This is a genomic window from Bradyrhizobium sp., assembly GCF_049581145.1.
GTDB lineage: Bacteria > Pseudomonadota > Alphaproteobacteria > Rhizobiales > Xanthobacteraceae > Bradyrhizobium.
This window is the reverse complement of the sequence record NZ_JBAURI010000427.1, coordinates 1-21,467: the sequence shown is the minus strand read 5'-3', so window position 1 is coordinate 21,467 and position 21,467 is coordinate 1. Positions and strand designations below refer to the sequence as shown.

Sequence of the window (21,467 nt, the reverse complement as noted above, 5' to 3'; positions counted from 1 at the left end):
GTTGCGGCTTCGCCTGCCGCGAACGGCGCCGCCGCCATGTCCTCCACCAGAACCGTGCAGTCCCGCGTCGCGGCAGCGGTCGAGCTCGCCGAGCAGGTCACCGCCGCCACCGCGGAGCCGACCAGCGGCTCAGACCATCTTGTTGCCCTGATCATGGCACGCCCGGCAATCAAATCGTTATCCGATCTTGCGTCGAGGACGGTCGCGATCGAGGCGCGGCAATCCGCATCCGGCGCTGCGGTACGGACCGGGATCGCGGCAGCTGGCGCAACCGACGTCGAGCTCCGCGCAGGAAGCGGCAAAGCCGTCGATCAGCTGATCAATGGTGAAGCGTCGGCCGCGGTCCTCGCTTTGGCCTGTCCGGAAGCAGCCGAGTTGTTTCCAGACATTCCGGGCTTCAGAATTTTTCGCGTTGCGCTATCGCCCGGTTCGTTGAAGGCGCAGCTCGCACCACGTTGAGAAGCGCACCCATAAAGACGTCGCCGCTGCCGTCAGCGGAGTGGCGGACATCCATTTTCTCACAAAATATTGAACCTCAGGTGATAAATGACAGCCCTTGCAAGAGTTCTGGCGCGCGCTTTCCCAACTCGATCTGCTCTCACGACGGCAATCCTCAAGCAGCTCGCGCTGCTTGGCGGCGCCGTACTGCTGGTTTTGATCCTCAGCATGACCTATGGCGTTGATCTGAGCTTGGCCTTTTTCTAGCGCGGGGTTGCTCGCAACCGGCAACGCCGCTACGGCCGAACATGTGGGCATCGGACGATGCGGGGAATTGATCGCGGTCAATGCGGATCGCATCGCCGCGACGTTGAAGTGCGGCTTCTGGCTTCAAGGCCGGGAACCGTGTTTCCATGTCCAGGACCGCATCATGAGCATGTCGCGTCGAGACCCGGCGGAACAGAACGGCTACCTGCGCTATTTCTACCGCAACTGGCGCCCGACCAGGTTGGGAAGACTATTGAGCCGGGCCTACGGCTTTGCATCGGGAATGGGCCTGACCTCCGACCGGCTGCTCACGCTGCAGTTCAAACAGCGAACCAGCGGCCAGCTCCGCTCGGTCATCCTCGCCGTCGTCCATCACGAAGGCCAACGCTATCTCGTCTCCATGCTGGGCAACGGCTCCACATGGGTCGAGAATGTGCGCGCAGCGGGCGGCGCAGCGTTCGTCAAGCGTGGACAATCTCGCCCGGTCATGCTGCGCGAACTTCCGCCGGAAAATCGCGCGCCGATCATCAAGGCCTGGAGCCAGCGCGCATCGAGCGGCCGCAAGCATTTGCCGGTCGAGCCCGGCGCGCCGCTTTCGGCGTTTCAGGCGATCGCCGCGGACTACCCGGTGTTTCGCATCGAGGCAGTCCCGGCAGCGAGCCCCGCGCGGTCGTCAGACTAATCGCCCTTCGCCGCCCGCTTCGCGACTTTCGCCTCTTTCTTGAGGCCGCCCCTGGATTCGTGCTCCAGCGCCTTGCGCACCTTCTTGAACTCGTCGAGCGAGGCCTTGTCGGCGCGCGGGAAATGCAGATCGAGGCCCTCCATCGCGCTGAGGATCGCCGAGCCGATCACCACCCGAGCGAACCATTTGTGATCGGCCGGCACCACGAACCACGGCGCCATTTCGCTCGCAGTGCGCCGGACGATATCCTGATACACCGCCATGTAGCGCGGCCACAGCGCGCGCTCCGAGATATCGTTCATCGAAAACTTCCAGTTCTTGGCCGGCTGATCCAGCCGGTCGAGAAACCGCTTGCGCTGCTCCTCCCTGGAGACGTTGAGGAAGAACTTCAGGATCACCGTGCCGTTGCGTGACAGATAGCGCTCGAAGGAGGAAATGTCCTCGAACCGCTCGCGCCAGATGTTCTTGGTGATCAGTTTCGGCGGAAGCTTCTCCTGCGCCAGAAGATGCGGGTGCACCCGCGTCACCAGGCATTCCTCGTAATAGGAGCGGTTGAAGATGCCGATGCGGCCGCGCTCCGGCAGCGCGGTCGCACAGCGCCAGAGGAAATCGTGGTTGAGCTCGTGGTTGTTCGGCTGCTTGAAGGAATGGACATCGCAGCCCTGCGGATTGACGCCTTCGAAGATCGCCTTGACCGCGCTGTCCTTGCCGGCGGCGTCCATGCCCTGGAAAACCAGAAGCAGCGACCAGCGATCCTGGGCATAGAGCTTTTCCTGGAGATCGCTGAGGCGCTCGCGATTGGCGTCGAGGATCTTCTCGGCCTCGGCCTTGTCGAGACCGCCCTTCTCGTTGGTCTTGAGCGACTTCAGCCGGAATTTTTCCGAGCCATCGACGCGGAACGGCGAAACGAAGGGATCAAGCTCGGCCGCGAGCGTCTTCGACAGCTTCCTGTGCATGACTTTGCTCCTTTTCTTGCCCCTCCTGCGTCAGGCGCCGAACTGGTGCTCGACAAAGGCGGTCACGAAACGCGGCATGTGGGCGGAGAGATCGCCGAGCCCGCGCACCAAATGGATCGCTGCAAGTTCGGGCTGGGCCTGCCGCGCCAGATTGGCTTCGATCCGCGCGCGCATCGCCTCACCCGACATCCCGCTCTGCAAGATTTTGAACATCGCGATCGACTGTCCCGTGACCACGCAATCCCAATGCGCCGCGGGGTGATAATCCTCAGGCGCCAATCCGGTTTCCTCCTCGAGTTCGCGACCGATGCTGCCCGCGATATCGACCTCGTCGCCGGCGATATCGTTCAGATCGGGCGTCCCGGCGGGAAAATAGATGCGGCCCGCATTGGCGGTATGCGACCCCATCTCGCCCAGCACGAAGGCGCCGTCGGCGCAGCGCAACGCGCCCATGCCGAAGCCGTTGAACACGGCCCGGTCCGGGAAGCCCCAATCCCGCCAAGCCAGCATGCTGGCGAAATCGGTCTCGAAATAAGACGCCAGAAAGCGCGCGCCGGTAAAATCGGGATGACGCGCCAGCAGGATGCGGCCGTTCCAGAGCTCCGGCCGCTTGCGCTTGAGGTCCGCGAAATGCGCGTCGATCTCGCCGCGCAGGGCTTGCGCGAACGGCCAGTCCCAGGGCTCGAACTTCAGCTCCAGCGTGGTGATGCGATGGATGACGGCCCCGTCATGACCCGCGCTATTTCGCATTCAGCCCCGTCGTCTTCCTGGCTTGATCGACGAATTTGTTGGTGTAGGTCTTGCTGACGTCGACATTCGCCTTGGCCACATCGGGCGAACCTTCGCTGAACACCGCGAGCACGGCATCCGCTCCCTTGGGGTCCATCTTGCCGGTCTCCGAATACATCGGGATCGTGTTCTTCAGCGCGGCGAGATAGAGCGCCTTGTCCTTGCCGACCATTTCCTCCGGCATTTTCGCCATCACCTCTTCCGGCGTGTGGGCGTGGATCCAGGCGAGCGTCGAGACGATCGCGTTGGTCAGCGCCTGCACCTCGGTCTCGTGCGATGCGACCCAGGCCGTGGTGCTGTAGAGCGCGCCGCCCGGATATTCACCGCCGAACAGGGCCAGCGTATCCGTCTGCGTGCGGGTGTCGGCGAGGATTTCGAGATCGGGGTGTTTGCCCTGCAACACGGTGACGGAGGGGTCGAGCATCACAGCGGCATCGATCTGGCCCTGCTCCATCGCCGCGACCGCGGTCGCGCCCAGGCCGACGCCGATCACGGCGGTGCTGGCCGGATCGAGCCCGTTCTTCTTCAACAGGAACTTCAGGAAGAAATCGGTCGAGGATCCCGGCGCGCTGACGCCGACCTTCTTGCCGGCCAGATCCTTGATCGACTTGATCTCGTTCGTATGCGACGGCGATACCACCAGCACCAACCCGGGATAGCGGTCATAGACCACAAAGGCCTGCAGCTCCTGCTTCCTGGCGGCGAGATTGACGCAGTGGTCGAAATAGCCCGAGACCACGTCGGCGCTGCCGCCGAGCACCGCTCTCAGGGCGTCCGAACCGCCCTTGAGATCGACCAGCTCGACCGACACGCCGGCCTTGTCGAACTCGCCGAGCTCTTTGGCGAGCACGGTCGGCAGGTAGCACAGGCAGGCGCCGCCGCCGACCGCGACCGTGATCCTGCTGGAGGCCGCCGCCGCCAAGCCCGGCATCAGGACCAGCGCGAACAGTGCCCCGGCCAGCCGGCCAAACATTTTTGTCATTGTTTCCTCCGCGCTTTAAGTGCAGCGCGGCAGACTAGAGGAGTGCGATGCACTTGAGAAGGCTGCTTCCCCGTCATTGCGAGCCACCGGGTCGCGCGAATGCGCGCCAGATGACAGGCTGCGCAAAGCAATATACGGCGCCGCAGAGCAAGCAATGATTGCTTCGTCGCTTCGCTTCTCGCAATGACGGCCTCTTGCGTGAGCCTGGTCTACTCTACCCTCGCCCATCGACCGCGGCCGGGCGCCAGACCAGTAGCCGCCGTTCCACCAGCGTCACCGCGACATCGATCAGGATGACGAAAACCGACAACACGAACATGCCGGCGAACACGCCGGCGACGTCGAACACGCCCTCGGCCTGCTGGATCAGATAGCCAAGGCCAGCCGCCGAGCCGAGATATTCGCCGACCACCGCGCCGACCACCGCGAAGCCGACCGAGGTGTGCAGCGAGGAGAACATCCAGGACAGCGCCGAAGGCCAGTACACGTGCCGCATCAACTGGTGCTCGCCCATGCCGAGCATTCGGCCATTGTCTCGAATGGTTTGGCTGACTTCCTTGACGCCCTGATACACGTTGAAGAAGACGATGAAGAACACCAGCGTCACGCCGAGTGCGACCTTCGACCAGATGCCGAGGCCGAGCCAGAGCGTGAAGATCGGCGCCAGCACCACGCGCGGCAGCGCGTTGACCATCTTCACATAGGGATCGAACACCGCGGCGACCAAAGGCTGTCGCGCGAACCAGAAACCGACCATCACGCCACCCGCCGAGCCGATCGCGAAGGCGAGGATCGATTCCCACAGCGTGATCAGGAGATGCTTCCAGATCAGGCCCGAAACAAACCAGGTCACGATCTGGCTGCCGACATCGACCGGATTGGAGAAAAAGAACGGCGGCAGCAAGACTTTGCCGAACAACGGCACCGTGGCCAGGAACTGCCACAGCGCCAGCGCGATAACGGCGACCAGAAGCTGCAGGCAGACGAGTCCGATCCGCGACATCACGACAACCTGTGGCTCATGGTTTGCTGTCATTTTTGCAGGCGTCAGGGCCTGGAGAAGGTGCCGATCAGGCCGGTCGCCTGCTTGGCGTGGCCTTCGAGCGCCTTGAACAGGTCCTCCCGCGTCAGGCCCGGCTGCAAGGCTTTCGGGTCCAGATCGGTCGCGATCAGCGTGAAGGTGTAATGATGCGGCGCCGTACCCGATGGCGTGCAAGGCCCGGTGTAATGGGTGAGTTTCGCGGTCCCGACGCCGCCGACGTATTTGTCGCTCGGCCCCGAAACCTCGCCTTCCGCGAAGCCACTGACCGACACCGGGATGCCATAGGCGACCCAATGAATCACGCCGGCGCCCTGACGCCCCTCGGGATCGATCATCAGAAGCGCATAGCTCCTGGTACCATCCGGCGGGTTGGACCAGTTCAGTGCCGGCGAGATGTTCTCACCGATACAGTTCGGATTCGCCTTGTTGTTGCCGGCGTTCTTCAGCGCCAGCCGCTCGCCGTCCTTGAAATCGGCGGACGACAGCGTGAAGACGCCGGCGGCGCCGGCCCGCCCGGCGCCGCACAGCACGGTCAACGCGACCGCGGCCGGCAAAATCGATCGACATGCAAACATGATACCTCCCGTTCTTTTTGTTCAAGTCTTGCGTCGGTTTGGTGCATCTCCCGTCGGGCAAACCCGCTAGCCCGCGCCTGCGATGTCGGAAGACTGCGCATACCCCTTCAACACTTCAGCCTTGAGAACCCGCCATATCTCGCGGTGAAGTGCGTGGAATTCCTTGTCCAGCCGGACGTCGAAACTGTCGCGCGGGCGTGAAAGCCCCACGCGCCAGTCGCCGATGATGTGCGCGCTGGGACCTGCCGACATGATCACGACGCGGTCGGCGAGCGCGATCGCCTCCTCCAGATCATGGGTGACGAACAGCACCGCCTTGCGGTCCGCGGTCCACAGCTCCAGCAACAGATTGCCCATGATCTGCCGGGTCTGGGCATCGAGCGGCCCGAACGGCTCGTCCATCAAGAGGATCTTGGGATCGCGGATCAGCACCTGGGCGAGGCCGACCCGCTTGCGCTGGCCGCCCGAGAGCATATGCGGGTAGCGCGTGCCGAAGCCGCCGAGGCCGACGGAGACGAGCCACTTCTGTGCGCGCTCCAGCGCCTCCGCCCGCGCGGTGCCTGCGATTTCCAGCCCGATCGCGACATTGTCGAGCGCGGTCTTCCAGGGAAACAGCGCATCGGCCTGGAACAGATAGCCGGCATCGCGGTTCAGACCCGACAACGGCCGGCCGAAGATCCGCACCTCGCCCGCGGCCGGCCGCAGCAGGCCGGCGGCGACGTTGAGCAGCGTCGATTTCCCGCAGCCGGTGGGACCGACGATGGCGACGAATTCGCCCTCGGCCACCGCCAACTCGGCCTTTTCGACCGCGGTATAAAGGCGCGCATCCGCCAGGCGAAAGGCAACTGTCGCTTCCCGCAAGGCGACCGCTTTTGGCGTTGCCATCTCCACGCGCAATTCCTCCAATTCCGATGCTGGCTTAGCGTCTTGCGTGGACAAGTTCAACGAAGGGCCGCAACGTGCTAACGCAGAGCCTCATCCTCCGAAGGAGGATCAGGACTTGAGCGCCAGGAGCCCGCCGCCCGATGCCATCATCGCCGCCGATCGTCTATGCCCATGTCGGCAAGAGCTTTGATGGCGGCCGCGGCGCGAAACCCGTCGTGGCGGTGGACGACGTCTCGTTTGGGGTTGCCGAGGGCGAGTTTCTGGCCGTGGTCGGCAGTTCCGGCTCCGGCAAGACGACGCTGCTGCGGCTGGCGAATCGGCTGATCGATGCCGATCGCGGCACGATCACGATCGAGGGCGAGGACGTCCGCGCCGTCGATCCCGTCCAGCTGCGCCGCCGCATCGGCTATGTGTTCCAGAGCGGCGGCCTGTTTCCGCATCTGAGCGTGGCCGACAATATCGCCATCACGCCGAAACTGATGGGGACCGATCCGGGGAAGGTTTCGGCGCGGATTGATGAGCTGTTGGAGCTGGTGCAGCTCGACGGCGCGCAATATCGCGACCGCCTGCCGCATGAATTGTCCGGCGGCCAGCGGCAGCGGGTCGGCGTGGCGCGCGCCCTGGCGGCACGCCCCCGCATCGTGCTGATGGACGAGCCGTTCGGTGCGCTCGATCCCCTGACCCGCGATGCCCTCGGCGACGATTTTCGCGCGCTTCACCGCGCGCTCAAACTGACCACCGTGATGATCACCCACGACATGACCGAGGCGCTGCTGCTCGCCGACCGCGTCGCCGTGATGCAAGCGGGCCGCCTGCTCGCGTTGGGCACGCCGGCCGAACTCTCCAAGAGCAAGAATACTTACGTGAACGAGCTGTTGCGGACGCCCCGGCGGCAGGCGGAGCGGTTGAATACGCTGCTGCCGCCGCAAGGCGGCGCGGCATGAGCCTGTTTTCCGATCCGCGCTGGGCCGAGGCCCTGGGCCATCTCGGCGATTATCTCGGCAATCACGTCCGGGTCTCGGCCGCGGCACTGGCGCTGGGACTCGTGTTCAGCCTGCCGCTTTCGATCGCCGCGCGCAACAAGCCGTTTCTGCGCGGCCTGCTGCTCGGCTTCGCCAGCATCGTTCAGACGGTGCCGGGGCTGGCGCTGCTCGCCCTGTTCTATCCGCTCCTGCTCGCACTGGCTTCGGTCACGCTCGGCTGGTTCGGCTTCAGCTTCTCGGCGTTCGGCTTCCTGCCCGCGGTGCTGGCGCTCGCGCTCTATTCGATGCTGCCGGTGCTGCGCAATACCATCGCCGGACTGAACGGAGTCGATGCCGCGATCCTGGAGGCCGCCCAGGGTGTCGGGATGACGCCGCGCCAATCGCTGTTTGCGGTCGAATTGCCGCTGGCGCTGCCGATCATCATGGCCGGCATCCGCACTGCGGCGGTCTGGGTGATCGGCACGGCGACCCTGTCGACGCCGATCGGACAGACCAGTCTCGGCAACTACATCTTCGCAGGACTGCAGACCCAGAACTGGGTGTTCGTGCTGTTCGGCTGCCTCGCCGCCGCGATGCTGGCGCTCGCCGTCGACCAGCTGCTGGCGCTGATCGAGAACGGCTTGCGCAACCGCAGCCGCCTGCGGACGGCGTTCGGCGGCATCGGCATCGCGGTCCTGGTCGCGGCCACCCTGGTGCCGGCGCTGGCGCGCTCGCCGTCGAGCTATATCGTCGGCGCCAAAACCTTCACCGAACAATATGTGCTGTCGGCGCTGATCGCGCAGCGGCTGCGCGCGGCCGGCCTCACCGCGACCACCCGGGAAGGGCTCGGCTCCAGCGTGATCTTCGACGCGCTCGCCAGCAACGACATCGACGTCTATGTCGACTATTCCGGCACGCTGTGGGCCAACCAGTTCCATCACAGCGATATCAGGCCGCGCGAGGAATTGTTGAGCGAGCTGAAAACGAGGCTGGCAAAGCAGAACATCACGCTGTTCGGCGAGCTCGGTTTCGAGAATGCCTATGCGCTGGTGATGCCGCGCAAGCGGGCGGAGGCGCTCGGCATCCGCTCGATCGCCGATCTCGCCGCGCATGCGTCAACGCTGTCGATCGCCGGCGACTATGAGTTCTTCTCGCGCCCGGAATGGGCCGGACTGCAAAAGGCCTATGGGCTGAATTTTCGCGCGCAGCGGCAGATGCAGCCGGATTTCATGTATGCCGCGGTGGCCTCCGGCGATGTCGACGTGATCGCGGGCTATACCAGCGACGGGCTGATCGCCAAATACGATCTGGTGGTGCTCGACGATCCCAAGCATGCGATCCCGCCCTATGACGCGATCCTGCTGCTGGCGCCGAAGCGCGTCGGCGACGAGCGGCTGCGGGCGGCGCTGGCGCCGCTCGTCGGCAAGATCGACATCGCCACGATGCGGGAAGCCAATTTGCGCGCCACCGGCAATGACGCATCGTCGTCGCCGGATGCCGTGGCACGCTGGCTGTGGCAGCGGATCGCAGGGCACTGAGGGCGGCATGTAGCGGGATGACTTTTCTTCGAAAGGTCATCCCGCTCTATCTTATTTTGGCGCATGATCTTCCGGAAAATGGTGGCCACTTTTCCGGATCATGCTCCAAGCGCTGTCAGGCCCTCACCTCTTGCCGCTGGAAAAGCACATAGCCGGCGACGAACAGCACGATGGTGGCCGCAATCAGGCCAACGGTCTGCGGCCAGGCGATCATCACGCTTTCACCGAGCGGTAGCGGCGCACCCATCACCGCGCCGCGGAGCTGCGCGAGGAACACCGCCCCCAGCGTTCGCGTGGTCGGCGACAGTATCGCCTGCATCGCCTCGCCGAACAGTTCGTTCGGCGAGATCCGCAACAGGAACTGGGCCCACAGGCCGGTATCCGGCGTCTCCAGCCCGAGCATCGCATAGCGCGGATCCGGCGGCGCGATCACCTGCGCCAGCGCCGGCGCCAGCATCGGCCACAGCACGGTCAGGAACAGCCAGACGCCGAGCGCGACGAGCGCCGCGGTTGCCGCCGAGCGGAACACGATCGAGAGCAGCATCGCCAACGCCAGCCAGACGCCGGCATAGAAGATCGCGATCACCAGGAATACCAGCGAGCGCGCGATCTCCTCACCGCCCGGCGGTACGCCGAGGAAGATCAGGCCGAGCCCGATCACCATCAGCCACAGCGCCGCGAGGTTGATGCCGAGCGTCGCCAGACCAGCGAGGAATTTTCCCGTCAACAGCGCGTCGCGATAGATCGGCTGCGCCAGGATCCGCGACAGCGTGCGGCGGTTGAACTCGCTGTTGACGGAATCAAAGCCCAGCCCGATCGCCATCAGCGGGATCAAAAAGCCCAGGATGGCGACAAAGGACGGCAGCGGATCGCGCGCCAGCGTGAACAGCCGGAGCAGCAGGAACGGATCCTCGGCCGTGTTCTGCCGGAGATTGTCGATCGCGCCGTACAGCGCGGCCAGCGCCGTGAACAGGATCAAGAGTTCGAGCACCAGCATGCGGACGCTCGAGATGTTATCGGACAGCTCCTTGACGAATACCGTGCCGACCCCCTGAAACGGAGAACCCTCACGCCGCATGACGCACTCCTTCCGAAGGCGTTGTCTGGAAGTAGCGGGCATAGATCGCTTCCAGGCTCGGCTCGTCGACCGACAGCCGCAGCAGCGAACCATTGACCGCGACCACGGCGTTGGCCGCATCGGGCCGCACGTCGCGCTCGGCGGTCATGCGGAAGCGATCCGGCGCCAACGTCTCGACCTTGCTGACGCCCGGAATGGTGGCAAGCCGCCGCGCGATGCCGGAGCCTTCGGCCTCCACCTCGACCACGAAGCCGGCGCCGAGCACCTGCACCGCCAGTTCGGAGACCGCTCCCATCAGCACGATGCGGCCGCTCTGGAACAGCGCGACGCGATCGCAGACCCGCTGCACCTGATCGAGCATATGCGACGACAGCAATACGGTGACGCCCTCGGCCTTGAGCTGGCGGATCAGGTCGAGGAACTCCTGCGTGGCCTGCGGGTCGAGCCCGGAGGTCGGCTCGTCGAGAATGGCGATCTCCGCCCGCTTGACGATGATCTCGGCCAGCCCCAACCGCTGCCGCATGCCGCGGGAGAAGGTCGCCACCCGCTTGTGGGCGACCTCGCCGAGCTGGACCCGCCTGAGCGCGTCGGCGATACGCAATGTGCGTTCCGCCACGTCGAGACCCATCAGCTTGGCGGTGTAGGCGAGATTTTCCACCGCCGTCATGTGATCGTAGAAGCCGACCGAGTCGGGCAGATAGCCGACCCGCCGCTTGACCTTGAGCGGCGCGCGCGCCGGGTCGAAGCCGAGCACGCTGACCTTGCCTGCGGAAATCTCCGTCAGGCCCAAGAGCATCAGGATCGTCGTGGTCTTGCCGGCGCCGTTCGGCCCGAGCAGGCCGAACACCTCGCCTTTCCTGATGGCGAAGCTGATGTTGTCGACGGCGTTGGCGTTGCCGTAGCGCCGGGTCAACCCGTCGGCGGTGATGACGATGCCGGCTGACGGCGCGGTTGCTTCTTTTTTCTGCTGTTCGTTCTCAAGTTCGCTCATCGGCGTCCAAACCTCGCAACCGCACCCAACATCAGAAGCAGCGCGACGCCGATCACGCCGGCGCCGACCACGCCCCACACCGTCGAGGTCGCGACCGTGATGCGGAACTGGCTGGAAGCGCTTTCGCCGCGCGAATTGGCGTTGACCGACACCATGTAATCGCCGGCCAGCGATTTATCGCTCGGTGTCACCAGCGCCTGGACCTCGGCGTCCTTGCCTGGCACCAGCCGATCGATGGTTGACGGCTCGAACGTCACCTTCCAGCCGGTCGGAGCCGAGGCGTTGAGCGTGACATTCTCGGCCGGCGCCGTGCCGCTGTTGGTGACGACGATCGGGATCGAGCTCTGCTGGGCCGCGACCGCGCGCGCGCTCAACAATCCGTCGCGGCCGGCGACCTGAAGCTGCGGCTCGCCGACGATGTCGAGCGCGAGATCGGCCTTGGCGGAGGCGTCTTCGGCCTTGACCGTGACGGTAACCGGGAAATGTCCGGCGCCGATCGTGCTCGGCGGCCGCACCTTGAGCTTGATGTCCTTGGACTGCCCGGCCGGGATCGGAATCGAGGACAGTTCCTGGGTGCCGTAGGCTTCGGTGAACGAGGTCTCGAAATTTTCCGGCGCCTGCGCCGCGAAGCTCGCGGTCAGGTCGCGGCCCGAATCGTTCTTGATGCTCAGCGTATATTCGAAGTTCGATTTCGGGCTGCCGCGCAGCGACGGCAGTTGCGGCGTCACCGTGAGCTTCGCCGGCAGCTCCTTGGCAAGCGAGACCACGAGCGGCAGGCTCGCCTGGCTAGCCGCCTGGTTCGTCGCCTGGTTGCCTTGGCCCTCGGCCTTGATGGTCAGCGTCTGCTGGCTCAGCGCGGCGTTCGCCGGCACATCGAGCCGCAGTTGCAGCGGAACGCTGGAGTCCGGCGCCGGCATCGCCGCCGCCACCGGCTGTCCGCCACCCAGAATGGTCGCGGTCCAGCCGCTCGGCACGCCGGCGACAGAGAGCTGGTACTGCTGAGGATCGAGGCCGTAGTTCTGCAACCGCAGCGAAATCGTCGACGTGGTTCCCGGCCTGACCGTGATGGCCGGATAGTCGGTCATCAGATAGAGGCCTTTGATGTCGCGCGGCGTGTCGGCCGCGTGAGCCGTTGCGGTGATCAAACCAAGAGCGATGGCCAAGGAGACAAAGGCTGGGGCGAGAGCGAGCGCTCGCATGATAAACTCCTGCAGGGTGGGGCACGATCAGGCGTCGATGCCGCGTGGGCCGGTGGACCATGGCAGCGGTGCGGCGGCATCATGGAAACAATCGTGACAAAGATTGGGAATTACTCCGCGGGGCCAACCACAAATCGGTGATATCGCCGCTTCCAGCGTCAGACTTTAGGCTTCCGACTTTGGTCGATAAGTCCGTCCGGTGAATCAGGCGGATGCCTCTGGCGCCGGTCGCGGCAACGATCGACGTGTCATTGCGTATCATCGGTTCGGCGCGAAGTGCCGCCCGATGATGAACACCGCAAAACAATCCGTTCCAGCACCTGTGGCGCGATGGATTGCTTCGTGATGGCTGCAATGACGGTCTCATTGCTCATCGAGCACCGTTGCAGGGCCGAGCAAGTGCGCCTCGGCACCTTCGCCGCCTTAATCACATCCCCGGCTCGATCGGCGTCTCGACCTCACCGCCGCTTGCCACCCAATCCTTGAAGGCGCCGACATTGTAGACGTGGCCAAAACCCAGATCTCGAAGCGTGCTGGCGGCGAGCGCGGCGCGACCGCCCGATGCGCAATACAGGATGATGGTCTTGTCCTTCGCGAAATGGTTGTCGTGAAAGGGCGAGTCCGGGTCGGCGCGGAATTCCAGCATGCCGCGGGAGACATGAAGCGCGCCTGCGATCTTGCCGCTGTTCTCGACCTCCGGCGCGTCGCGCACATCGACCACGAGGGTATTGCCCTTGCCGATCATCTCGCGCGCTTGTGCAGGGGTGATCTTCGGCACGGCGGCGTTCGCCGCTTCGAGCATCTGTTTCACGCTTGACGACATCTGGCGCTCCTCGCTTCATCGCAGGACACCGCGATACACCATCGTGCCGTCCCAGACAAACGCGGTCGCCGGAAACGCCGCGATGATGCTGCCATTGACGCGATCGAGCACGGCCTCTCACTGCCGCGCTCACGCTCTATCGAGCGCCGACCCCCTCCAGCTCGCGGGCGCGCGCCTCGGTCACGCTGCGCAGGCACTCTGCCGCTCCGACCCGGGCGATGGTGCCTCGCCCATATCGTAATAAAGGCAATCGGCGTCGCGATACCGGATCCACAGCCGTTGCGCGATGCGCAATTGCTCACGCTGCGCGGCGCCGGCGTCCTTCAGCGCCTGCTGATAGGCCGTGTTCATCCGCCTGTCCCATTCGGCGGTCTTGCCCTGCAGGCACTCGATCATCTCCAGCGTGCCGCCATCGCAGGATTGCGCAGGATCGCCCTGCTCGCCGGCCCGCGCGGCCGGCAGCAGGACAAGCGTGCCGATCGCGAACATCGCGAACGATCGACTCGACGGTTTGAGCACGCCCGATCTCATGCGGCCGGCGGCATCAGGCCGAGCCGCCTGGCGATGATCCTGTCGACCATGCGCTTGGGCAGCCAGGCGGCCACCAGTTCCTGCAGCGGATTCGGTGCGATCTGGGTGCGCACGCTCGGATGCGGCGAGGTCAGCGCCTCGAACACGGATTGCGCGATCTTTTCCGCCGGCAGGCCGCTTGCGCCAAAACTCAACATGTAGGCGCGGACCTTCTGCAGCGCCGGGAAATAGGGCGAGTTCTGATAGGCGGAAATGTCGACCTCCTCGGCCTTGCTCCAGATCGGCGTCTTGACCGCACCAGGCGCGATGATGATGACATCGATGCCGAACAGCATCAGCTCACGGCGCAAGCTCTCGGACAATCCCTCGAGCGCGTGCTTGGATGCCGAATAGGCTGACGTCAGCGGGTTGCCATTGCGGCCCGCCAGCGAAGAGATCATCACGATCCGCCCCTTTGGACCTTGCAGCGAGGGATCGGAGCCGAGCAGCGGCGCAAACGCCTGGGTGGCGACGATCGGGCCGATGACATTGACCTCGATCTGATGGCGGAATTGGTCCGCCGACAGTTCCAGCAGCGGGCCAGCCACTGCGATCCCGGCGTTGTTGACGAGACCCGCGAGCGTTTCGCCGTTCAGCGCGGCGCGGACGTCGCGACCTGCCGCCAGCACCGCGGCCTCGTCGGTGACGTCGAACAGAAGCGGCGTGAAATTGGCGCCGAACTCGCCTCTGAGCCGATCCGCGTCCGCGGCCTTGCGCACGCTGCCGAAGACGCGAAAACCCCTGTCTAAGAGAAGCCTGGCCGACGCCCAGCCGATGCCGGTCGATGCGCCGGTGACGACAACTGATCGCATGGATTGCCCCCGCCTCGTGTTGCCCGATGCACGCCCTCGGCTCACTGATCTAGGTCGGCGCGCGCTATGCCGCAATGCGCGGCTCGCCTTGCGGCGGACACTGTTCAAGAATCTGGATGAGGTCTCAATTCTTGCTTGAGCGTCCCGCGCCTGGGCTTCATCAAGCGCACAACCATGACAAGACTCCGCACGAGGAGTTTGCACTTCAACTTTGTATTGGCTAGGTTTTTTGAATGCAACAATTGACGTGAGGCGGTCAGACCAAGAATATGCTTGAGCGCTCAGTTCTTCGTTCCGGGCGCTGCGGTTGCGTCCGAGACCGTCCCGCAGAGCGACCAACATCTTGAACGACGTCGCCGCGCGCTAACGTCCGATGTCGCGATCTCACCTCGCATTGTGCCGATCAAGCTTTAAATATTCGTTTGCCCGACAGGAGTGCGGCTTCTTCTCGCATCACGTGGAGCTGTCGCCCACCACATGCACGCCGGAGTCCGAAGGTAGCGTGATGACCTTGTTGAAATTCGGGCGTCGCGAAGCTTTGCTCCCCGGGCGCGATGGCGTTGCTTTGATCGCGGCGCTGCCGCTTCAGGTCTGAACGGCGGCGCAGCTTCATCCGCGGATACGGTGCGTGGAGAGTCCCCCTCACACCCGGACGGCTTCGCAATCCGACCTCTCCCCGCATGGCGGGGAGAGGTGCCGCCTAGACGTCGTCTAGTTCTTGCTCTTGTCGACCAGCGCGCCCTTCTTGATCCAGGGCATCATGTCGCGGAGCTTGGCACCGACCTCCTCGATCGGGTGCTGGGCGAGCTTGGCGCGGGTCGCCTTGAACGAGGTCTGGTTGACCTTGTTCTCCAGCATCCAGTCGCGGGCGAACTTGCCGGACTGGATGTCGTTCAGCACCCGCTTCATCTCCTTCTTGGTCTCCTCGGTCACGATGCGCGGGCCGGTGACGTATTCGCCATATTCGGCGGTATTGGAGATCGAATAGTTCATGTTGGCGATGCCGCCTTCATAGATCAGGTCGACGATCAGCTTCACCTCGTGCAGGCACTCGAAATAGGCCATCTCCGGCGCGTAGCCGGCCTCGACCAGCGTCTCGTAGCCGCCCTTGATCAGTTCGACCAGGCCGCCACACAACACCACCTGCTCGCCGAACAGATCGGTCTCGCATTCCTCCTTGAACGAGGTCTCGATGATGCCGGCACGGCCGCCGCCGATCGCGGATGCATAGCTCAGGCCGAGATCATGGGCATTGCCGGAGGAATCCTTGGCGATCGCGATCAGGCAGGGCACGCCGCCGCCGCGCTGATATTCCGAGCGCACGGTGTGGCCCGGGCCCTTCGGCGCGATCATCAGCACGTCGAGATCCGGACGCGGGTCGAGCAGGTTGAAATGCACGTTGAGCCCGTGCGCGAATACCAAGGCCGCGCCCTTCTTCATGTTGTCGTGCAGATGCTCACGGTAGATGTCGCCCTGCAATTCGTCGGGCGTCAGCATCATCACCAGGTCGCCCCATTTGGCGGCCTCGGCCACCTCGAGCACCTTGAAGCCGGCGGCTTCCGCCTTCTTGGCCGAGCCCGACCCCTTGCGGAGCGCAATCGCCACCTCCTTGACGCCGGAATCCTTCAGGTTCAGCGCGTGGGCATGGCCCTGGCTGCCATAGCCGACAATGACGACTTTCTTGCCCTTGATCAGGTTCAGGTCGGCGTCGCGATCGTAGTAAACTCGCATCGTGGTTTCCTTTTGAAGTGAGCCAAAATCGGCCAATAAATCAAGCTTTCAGATCGTCTTGCAGGTCGTCTTGAGCGCCGGTCGGCCGCGAATTTCCGGCGTGGTCTAGAGCATTTTCACCAGGGTTGGAAACCCTCCTCTCGCATGGCCGATGGCGACATCACGCGTCCCTGAAGACCGGGTCGAAGATCCCGACCGGCCTGCTTGTCGGCTAGCCTTGCTCGCCGGATTTCGGTTTGCGCAGCAGGTAGGTGCCATGCAGAGGCGCGTGATAATCCGCCGACAGCAGCGCGAAGCCGGTCTCGGTCAGCATGCGTTCGATCACCCAGCCAAAGGTGGAATATTCGTCCCGCATGTGGGTAGCGACGCTGTCGCGATCGAAATCGTGGTTCTTGATGTTGAAATCCGCCCACTCTCCGACGTCCCGCTCACGGCCGTCGGGCATGCTGACAAAGACGATGTCGCGCAGATAGAAATTGGCGCCCGGTTTCAGCGCGGCAAAAATCCGCGACAGCGCCACCGCCTTCCAGAAATCCGGCAGATGATGCAGCGTGAATTCGCTGACGATGAGATCGTAGGAATTGGGCTGATAGGCGAAACTCAACAGCCCGGCCGACTGGGTGCGGACCCGCGCCCTCCGATCACGGGCGTAAAGGGTGGCCAGCGACAGCATCGCCGGCGAGATGTCGATGGCGTCGACCTCGGCGCCCAAGAGCGCCGCCTCGCAGGCCAGCATGCCGTTGCCGCAGCCGATATCGGCGACGCGCCAGCCCTCTCGCACGCCGAGCATGGCCAGCGCGGCGCGGGCGCGCAGATCGCTGTCGTCGCGATCGCCGCCGTTTTGGCGGTCGCAGATCGCGCCGACAGCGGTACCGAGCCCGAACCGCCGCCGTTCGTCATAGTACCAGTCGCGCGCCAGCATGGCTCACATCCCTTCAGGTCCGCGCCCAATCGCGGCGACGCCGGTCCTTGCGACCTCGACCAGGCCGAGCGGGCGCATCAGGTCGATGAACTGATTGATCTTTCCGGTATTGCCTGTGATCTCGAACACGAAACTTTCGGTGGTGGCGTCGATCACCCGGGCGCGGAACGCATCCGCGAGCCGCAGCGATTCGACGCGATGGTCGCCGGTGCCGCGCACCTTCACCATCGCGAGCTCGCGCTCGATGGCGGGGCCGTACAGCGTCATGTCGACGACGCGGTAGACCGGCACCATGCGGTCGAGCTGGTGCTTGATCTGCTCGATCACCAGCGGAGTGCCGGTCGTGACGATGGTGATGCGGGACAGATGTTTCTGGCTCTCGGTCTCGGAGACCGTGAGGCTCTCGATGTTGTAGCCGCGCCCCGAGAACAGCCCAATCACGCGCGCCAGCACGCCGGGCTCGTTCTGCACCAGCACCGACAGCGTATGGGTCTCGGTCGGGTCGCGGCGTTCCTCGATGAAATAGGCGGATGCGGGCTGGTTCATGGTCGTCCCCTTGTTACTGCGTTCGTCATGCCCGGGAGGGCGGGCATCCAGTCATCGTCGGCGCCTGAGTTGAATACACAGGCCGTGGGGGACTGGATCGCCCGGTCGAGCCGGACGATGACATCGAATGGCTGGCGTCCATCACCCACGTCCGGAACAGATCGAGATCGATATTGCCGCCGCTCAAAATCAGTCCGACGCGCTTGCCTCGGATCTTGGGCTTCTCCTGTAGCGCCGCGGCGAGCGGCGCGGCGCCGGCGCCCTCGGCGAGGTTATGCGTGTCGGTCCAGTACGCCTTGATCGCGAAAGCGATCTCGTCGTCGCTGACCTGCACGATGCGCGAGGCGCCTTCGCGGATGATCGCGAGCGCGTCCGGATCCGGACTGCGCGTCGCCATGCCGTCAGCCAGTGTGTTAGCGGTTTCGGTGGTCACGATCCTGCCTGCCGCAAACGACAGCGCATAGGATGGCGCCAGGGTCGATTGCACGCCGACGATCTCGGTCGACAGGCCGAGCAGATCGCGCACGCGGATCAGGCCGCTGATGCCCGAGCCCTGCCCGATCGGCACATAGATGACGTCGAGATCGGCCGCCTTGCGCAGCAATTCCAGCGCGTAGGTTGCGACCCCCAGGACGAGGTCGGGATGGAACGCCGGCACGATCTGCAGGCCGAGCGCCGCTGCGCGGCGATAGGCTTCCTCGCGCGCGGCCTGAAAATCGTCGCCATGCTCGACCAGCGCGGCGCCGAACGCGGTCATCGCATTGTTCTTTTCGACCGAATTGCCGCGCGGCACATAGATCGTGACCGGCAGGCCGTGACGGCGGCCGGCATAAGCCAGGCTCTGGCCGTGATTGCCGCGCGTCGCCGAAATCAGGCCGGCGGTGCCGGTCCGCGAGGCTTTCAGGCGATCGACATAGACGAGCCCGCCCCGCACCTTGAAGGCGCCGGTCGGGGTGTGGTTTTCGTGCTTGACGACGACGTCGGCGCCGAGCCGCTGCGCCAGTAGCGGCCAGGAATAGGCCGGTGTCGGCGGCATCGCCGCGTGGACGACGCCCTGCGCCCGCTCGAGCTCGGGGAGGTCAAACATCGGCGCGCCCCGCATTGCGGGCGCGCGGCGCACCGGATCGTGCGGCCAAGCCGGACGATGACAGCTCGATTTGCGGCCTCCGATGCGCGATCATGCTCACACCAGCGCCTTGCCGCCGGCGAAGGCCGCTGCAGTGGCTTCGTCGGTGGCCTGCTCGGGCAGCAGCATTTCGTTGTGCGCCTTGCCGGAAGGGATCATCGGGAAACAGTTTTCCAGCGCCGCCACCCGGCAATCGAACAGCACCGGGCGCTTGACCGAGATCATCTCCTTGATCGCGCCGTCGAGATCGGCAGGCTTGATCGCCTGCAGGCCGACGCAGCCATAGGCCTCGGCAAGCTTGACGAAATCCGGCAGCGCCTCGGAATAGGAATGCGACAGCCGGTTGCCGTGAAGCAATTGCTGCCACTGCCGCACCATGCCCATGTACTGGTTGTTGAGGATGAAGATCTTGACCGGCAGCTCATGCTGGACCGCCGTCGACATTTCCTGGATCGTCATCTGCACAGAGGCGTCGCCGCCGATATCGATGACGAGGCTGTCGGGATGGGCGACCTGGACGCCGATCGCCGCCGGCAGGCCGTAGCCCATGGTGCCGAGCCCGCCGGAAGTCATCCAGCGGTGCGGCTCCTCGAAGCCATAGAACTGCGCCGCCCACATCTGGTGCTGGCCGACTTCGGTCGTGATGTAGGTATCGCGGCCGCGCGTGGCCTCGAACAGGCGCTCGATCGCGTATTGCGGCAGGATGATATCCTTGTTGGTCTTGTAGGCCAGCGAGTTGCGCCCGCGCCACTTCGCGATCTCCTGCCACCAGGCTTTGATATCGGGCTTTTTCGCCTCCGCCTTGAACACCTGCAGGAGGTCGCCGAGCACGTTGCCGCAATCGCCGATGATCGGCACGTCGACCTGGATGTTCTTGTTGATCGAAGACGGATCGATATCGATGTGGATCTTCTTCGAGCCGGGCGAGAAGGCGTCGATGCGCCCGGTGATGCGGTCATCAAAGCGCGCCCCGACGCACAGCATGACGTCGCAGCCATGCATCGCCATGTTGGCCTCGTAGGTGCCGTGCATGCCGAGCATGCCGAGCCAGTTCTTGCCGGAAGCCGGATAGGCGCCCAGCCCCATCAGGGTCGAGGTGATCGGGAAGCCGGTGGCCTCGACCAGATCGCGCAGCAGTTTCGAGGCCTCGCGCCCGGAATTGATGACGCCGCCGCCGGAATAGATCACCGGCCGCTTGGCGGCAGCCAGCAGGGCGACCGCCCTGCGGATCTGGGTCGCATCACCCTTGACCCGCGGCGCGTAGGAGATGTGGACATCGGATTTGCGCGGCGGGTGATAGGTGCCGGTCGCAAACTGCACGTCCTTGGGCACGTCGACCACGACCGGCCCGGGCCGCCCGGTGGTCGCGACATAGAACGCCTCGTGCAGCACCTTGGCGAGATCGTTGACATCGCGCACCAGCCAGTTGTGCTTGGTGCAGGGCCGGGTGATGCCGACCGTGTCGCATTCCTGGAACGCATCATTGCCGATCAGGTGCGTCGGCACCTGCCCGGTGATGCAGACCAGCGGAATGGAATCCATCAGCGCATCGGTGAGCGGCGTCACCATGTTGGTAGCGCCCGGCCCCGAGGTCACAAGCACCACGCCGGGCTTGCCGGTCGAGCGCGCATAGCCCTCCGCCGCGTGGCCGGCGCCCTGCTCGTGCCGCACCAGGATGTGCGCGATCTCGTTCTGCTGGAAAATCTCGTCATAGATCGGGAGCACCGCACCGCCAGGATAGCCGAACATGTGCTTGACGCCATGATCGATCAGCGCCCGCACGATCATGGCAGCGCCGGTCATCTGGTTCGCATCATGCTTGGTCTCACGCATCGTCTCACTCATTGGCTTGCTCCACCGGCCTCTCCCACATCGCGCTGTTGCCAGCTGCGTCTTCCCGTTCTCGTGTTGCCGACAATAAAAAAGGGCCCGAAGAGGCCCCATGCGCACCGCCCGAATTTGAATGGCGTTCAGCCATCCCCGGCGGCGCGCCTGGGTACGACTACGAGGAGGAGTTTGGTAATAATATTACGCATGCGCCGCTGCGACTTCCCAAAGGTTGCGCGAACCATAGCGGTCACAGGCCCGATGTCAAGGGAGGCGACCGACTGGCTCGATTTTGTCAGTTTATCGGAGTATCCCACGTCAAGCGAGCGTTTTGTTCCGCAGGCGTGAGCCCCCAATCCTTCAAGATCGAAAAGAACTGACTGGAGCAGGTCGAGCGCCTCGCGCGCCGCTTTTTTTCGAGAGTTCCCGGAGGTCGGCCTCCAGACCCGTGTCACGCCGCCTGGCGCGAAGCCCCAGCAGCTCCTTGGTTGCCTCATCCACCTTGCAGATCAGGATATCGCATACCGCCAAGCAGCAACCCTTCCGCCCAGTCCCTGGCCGCGCCCAGCGTTGCCCATTCGAACTCCGGCAGCTGGTGCCGGAACCAGGTGAACTGTCGCTTGGCGTAGTGGCGGGTGTCGGCCTTGCCGATATCGGCGGCCTGCCCGCGCGACAGTTCGCCCCGGAGATGCCGGATCAGCGCCGGCACGCCATGCGCCTTCATCG

General features: G+C 64.5%; 22 protein-coding genes and 2 pseudogenes. 5 read left to right on the top strand and 19 right to left on the bottom strand.

Going from position 1 to position 21,467, the window contains the following annotated elements:
* From WCB02_RS13955 to WCB02_RS13945, 3 genes and pseudogenes are all read left to right on the top strand, one after another.
* Positions 1–459: pseudogene (locus tag WCB02_RS13955) on the top strand (hypothetical protein); the annotation flags it as partial.
* A gap of 87 nt (positions 460–546) precedes the next feature.
* Positions 547–705 (top strand): hypothetical protein, encoded by a 159-nt coding sequence (locus WCB02_RS13950; RefSeq protein WP_423958808.1) that lies wholly within the window; start codon positions 547–549, stop codon positions 703–705.
* A 163-nt stretch (positions 706–868) separates the two neighbouring features.
* Positions 869–1,387 carry a hypothetical protein gene (locus WCB02_RS13945; protein ID WP_423958807.1) on the top strand — a complete coding sequence of 173 codons (519 nt, stop codon included), beginning with the start codon at positions 869–871 and terminating at the stop codon, positions 1,385–1,387.
* On the opposite strand, the gene WCB02_RS13940 is transcribed toward WCB02_RS13945, so the two are convergent.
* From WCB02_RS13940 to WCB02_RS13915, 6 genes are all read right to left on the bottom strand, one after another.
* On the bottom strand, positions 1,384–2,343 hold the full coding sequence (locus WCB02_RS13940; RefSeq protein WP_423958806.1) for a polyphosphate kinase 2 family protein: 960 nt from the start codon (positions 2,341–2,343) through the stop codon (positions 1,384–1,386). The two genes, WCB02_RS13945 and WCB02_RS13940, sit on opposite strands and share 4 nt — an antisense overlap.
* 30 nt (positions 2,344–2,373) lie before the next feature.
* Entirely contained in the window at positions 2,374–3,093 is a 720-nt protein-coding gene (locus WCB02_RS13935) for an NUDIX hydrolase (protein WP_423958805.1), read from the bottom strand.
* Positions 3,083–4,114 carry an ABC transporter substrate-binding protein gene (locus WCB02_RS13930; RefSeq protein ID WP_423958804.1) on the bottom strand — a complete coding sequence of 344 codons (1,032 nt, stop codon included), beginning with the start codon at positions 4,112–4,114 and terminating at the stop codon, positions 3,083–3,085. Before WCB02_RS13930 ends, WCB02_RS13935 begins: the two co-directional genes overlap by 11 nt.
* A 214-nt stretch (positions 4,115–4,328) precedes the next feature.
* Positions 4,329–5,117, bottom strand: a complete 789-nt coding sequence (locus tag WCB02_RS13925) for an ABC transporter permease (protein ID WP_423958803.1) — start codon at positions 5,115–5,117, stop codon at positions 4,329–4,331.
* A gap of 44 nt (positions 5,118–5,161) precedes the next feature.
* The gene (locus WCB02_RS13920) at positions 5,162–5,731 is read right to left on the bottom strand and encodes a YbhB/YbcL family Raf kinase inhibitor-like protein (RefSeq protein ID WP_423958802.1); all 570 of its coding nucleotides are present in this window, start codon (positions 5,729–5,731) and stop codon (positions 5,162–5,164) included.
* A gap of 66 nt (positions 5,732–5,797) precedes the next feature.
* Positions 5,798–6,616 (bottom strand): ABC transporter ATP-binding protein, encoded by an 819-nt coding sequence (locus WCB02_RS13915; RefSeq protein ID WP_423958801.1) that lies wholly within the window; start codon positions 6,614–6,616, stop codon positions 5,798–5,800.
* 140 nt (positions 6,617–6,756) lie between these two features.
* Here WCB02_RS13915 and WCB02_RS13910 point away from each other — a divergent pair, with 140 nt between their 5' ends.
* Positions 6,757–7,560, top strand: coding sequence for an ATP-binding cassette domain-containing protein (locus WCB02_RS13910; protein ID WP_423958800.1), 804 nt, complete (start codon positions 6,757–6,759; stop codon positions 7,558–7,560).
* Positions 7,557–9,116 carry a glycine betaine ABC transporter substrate-binding protein gene (locus tag WCB02_RS13905; RefSeq protein ID WP_423958799.1) on the top strand — a complete coding sequence of 520 codons (1,560 nt, stop codon included), beginning with the start codon at positions 7,557–7,559 and terminating at the stop codon, positions 9,114–9,116. The genes WCB02_RS13910 and WCB02_RS13905 overlap by 4 nt, the downstream gene beginning before the upstream one ends.
* 115 nt (positions 9,117–9,231) lie before the next feature.
* Here the strand turns inward: WCB02_RS13905 and WCB02_RS13900 are convergent, their stop codons facing one another.
* The 13 genes and pseudogenes from WCB02_RS13900 to WCB02_RS13840 all read right to left on the bottom strand — a co-directional run.
* Positions 9,232–10,194, bottom strand: coding sequence for an ABC transporter permease (locus WCB02_RS13900; protein WP_423958798.1), 963 nt, complete (start codon positions 10,192–10,194; stop codon positions 9,232–9,234).
* A complete protein-coding gene (locus WCB02_RS13895; protein WP_423958797.1) occupies positions 10,184–11,185 on the bottom strand; it encodes an ABC transporter ATP-binding protein in 1,002 nt (333 codons plus the stop codon). The genes WCB02_RS13900 and WCB02_RS13895 overlap by 11 nt, the downstream gene beginning before the upstream one ends.
* Entirely contained in the window at positions 11,182–12,384 is a 1,203-nt protein-coding gene (locus WCB02_RS13890) for an NEW3 domain-containing protein (RefSeq protein WP_423958796.1), read from the bottom strand. Before WCB02_RS13890 ends, WCB02_RS13895 begins: the two co-directional genes overlap by 4 nt.
* A gap of 427 nt (positions 12,385–12,811) precedes the next feature.
* Positions 12,812–13,207: a rhodanese-like domain-containing protein gene (locus WCB02_RS13885; RefSeq protein ID WP_423958795.1), complete on the bottom strand. Its 396-nt coding sequence runs from the start codon at positions 13,205–13,207 to the stop codon at positions 12,812–12,814.
* A gap of 180 nt (positions 13,208–13,387) precedes the next feature.
* Positions 13,388–13,726 (bottom strand): lysozyme inhibitor LprI family protein, encoded by a 339-nt coding sequence (locus WCB02_RS13880; RefSeq protein WP_423958794.1) that lies wholly within the window; start codon positions 13,724–13,726, stop codon positions 13,388–13,390.
* Positions 13,727–13,734: 8 nt separating this feature from the next.
* Positions 13,735–14,589 (bottom strand): SDR family oxidoreductase, encoded by an 855-nt coding sequence (locus WCB02_RS13875; protein WP_423958793.1) that lies wholly within the window; start codon positions 14,587–14,589, stop codon positions 13,735–13,737.
* A 403-nt stretch (positions 14,590–14,992) separates the two neighbouring features.
* Positions 14,993–15,202 (bottom strand): hypothetical protein, encoded by a 210-nt coding sequence (locus WCB02_RS13870; protein ID WP_423958792.1) that lies wholly within the window; start codon positions 15,200–15,202, stop codon positions 14,993–14,995.
* A gap of 98 nt (positions 15,203–15,300) precedes the next feature.
* Entirely contained in the window at positions 15,301–16,320 is a 1,020-nt protein-coding gene (gene ilvC / locus WCB02_RS13865; protein WP_423958791.1) for a ketol-acid reductoisomerase, read from the bottom strand.
* A 211-nt stretch (positions 16,321–16,531) separates the two neighbouring features.
* Positions 16,532–17,242 (bottom strand): class I SAM-dependent methyltransferase, encoded by a 711-nt coding sequence (locus tag WCB02_RS13860; protein WP_423958790.1) that lies wholly within the window; start codon positions 17,240–17,242, stop codon positions 16,532–16,534.
* Between the two features lie 3 nt (positions 17,243–17,245).
* Positions 17,246–17,788, bottom strand: a complete 543-nt coding sequence (ilvN, locus tag WCB02_RS13855; protein ID WP_423958789.1) for an acetolactate synthase small subunit — start codon at positions 17,786–17,788, stop codon at positions 17,246–17,248.
* A 25-nt stretch (positions 17,789–17,813) separates the two neighbouring features.
* Positions 17,814–18,875 (bottom strand): threonine dehydratase, encoded by a 1,062-nt coding sequence (locus tag WCB02_RS13850; protein WP_423958788.1) that lies wholly within the window; start codon positions 18,873–18,875, stop codon positions 17,814–17,816.
* Positions 18,876–18,971: 96 nt separating this feature from the next.
* The gene (locus WCB02_RS13845; RefSeq protein WP_423958787.1) at positions 18,972–20,747 is read right to left on the bottom strand and encodes an acetolactate synthase 3 large subunit; all 1,776 of its coding nucleotides are present in this window, start codon (positions 20,745–20,747) and stop codon (positions 18,972–18,974) included.
* Between the two features lie 487 nt (positions 20,748–21,234).
* Positions 21,235–21,467, bottom strand: a pseudogene (locus WCB02_RS13840) (tRNA (adenosine(37)-N6)-dimethylallyltransferase MiaA); the annotation flags it as partial.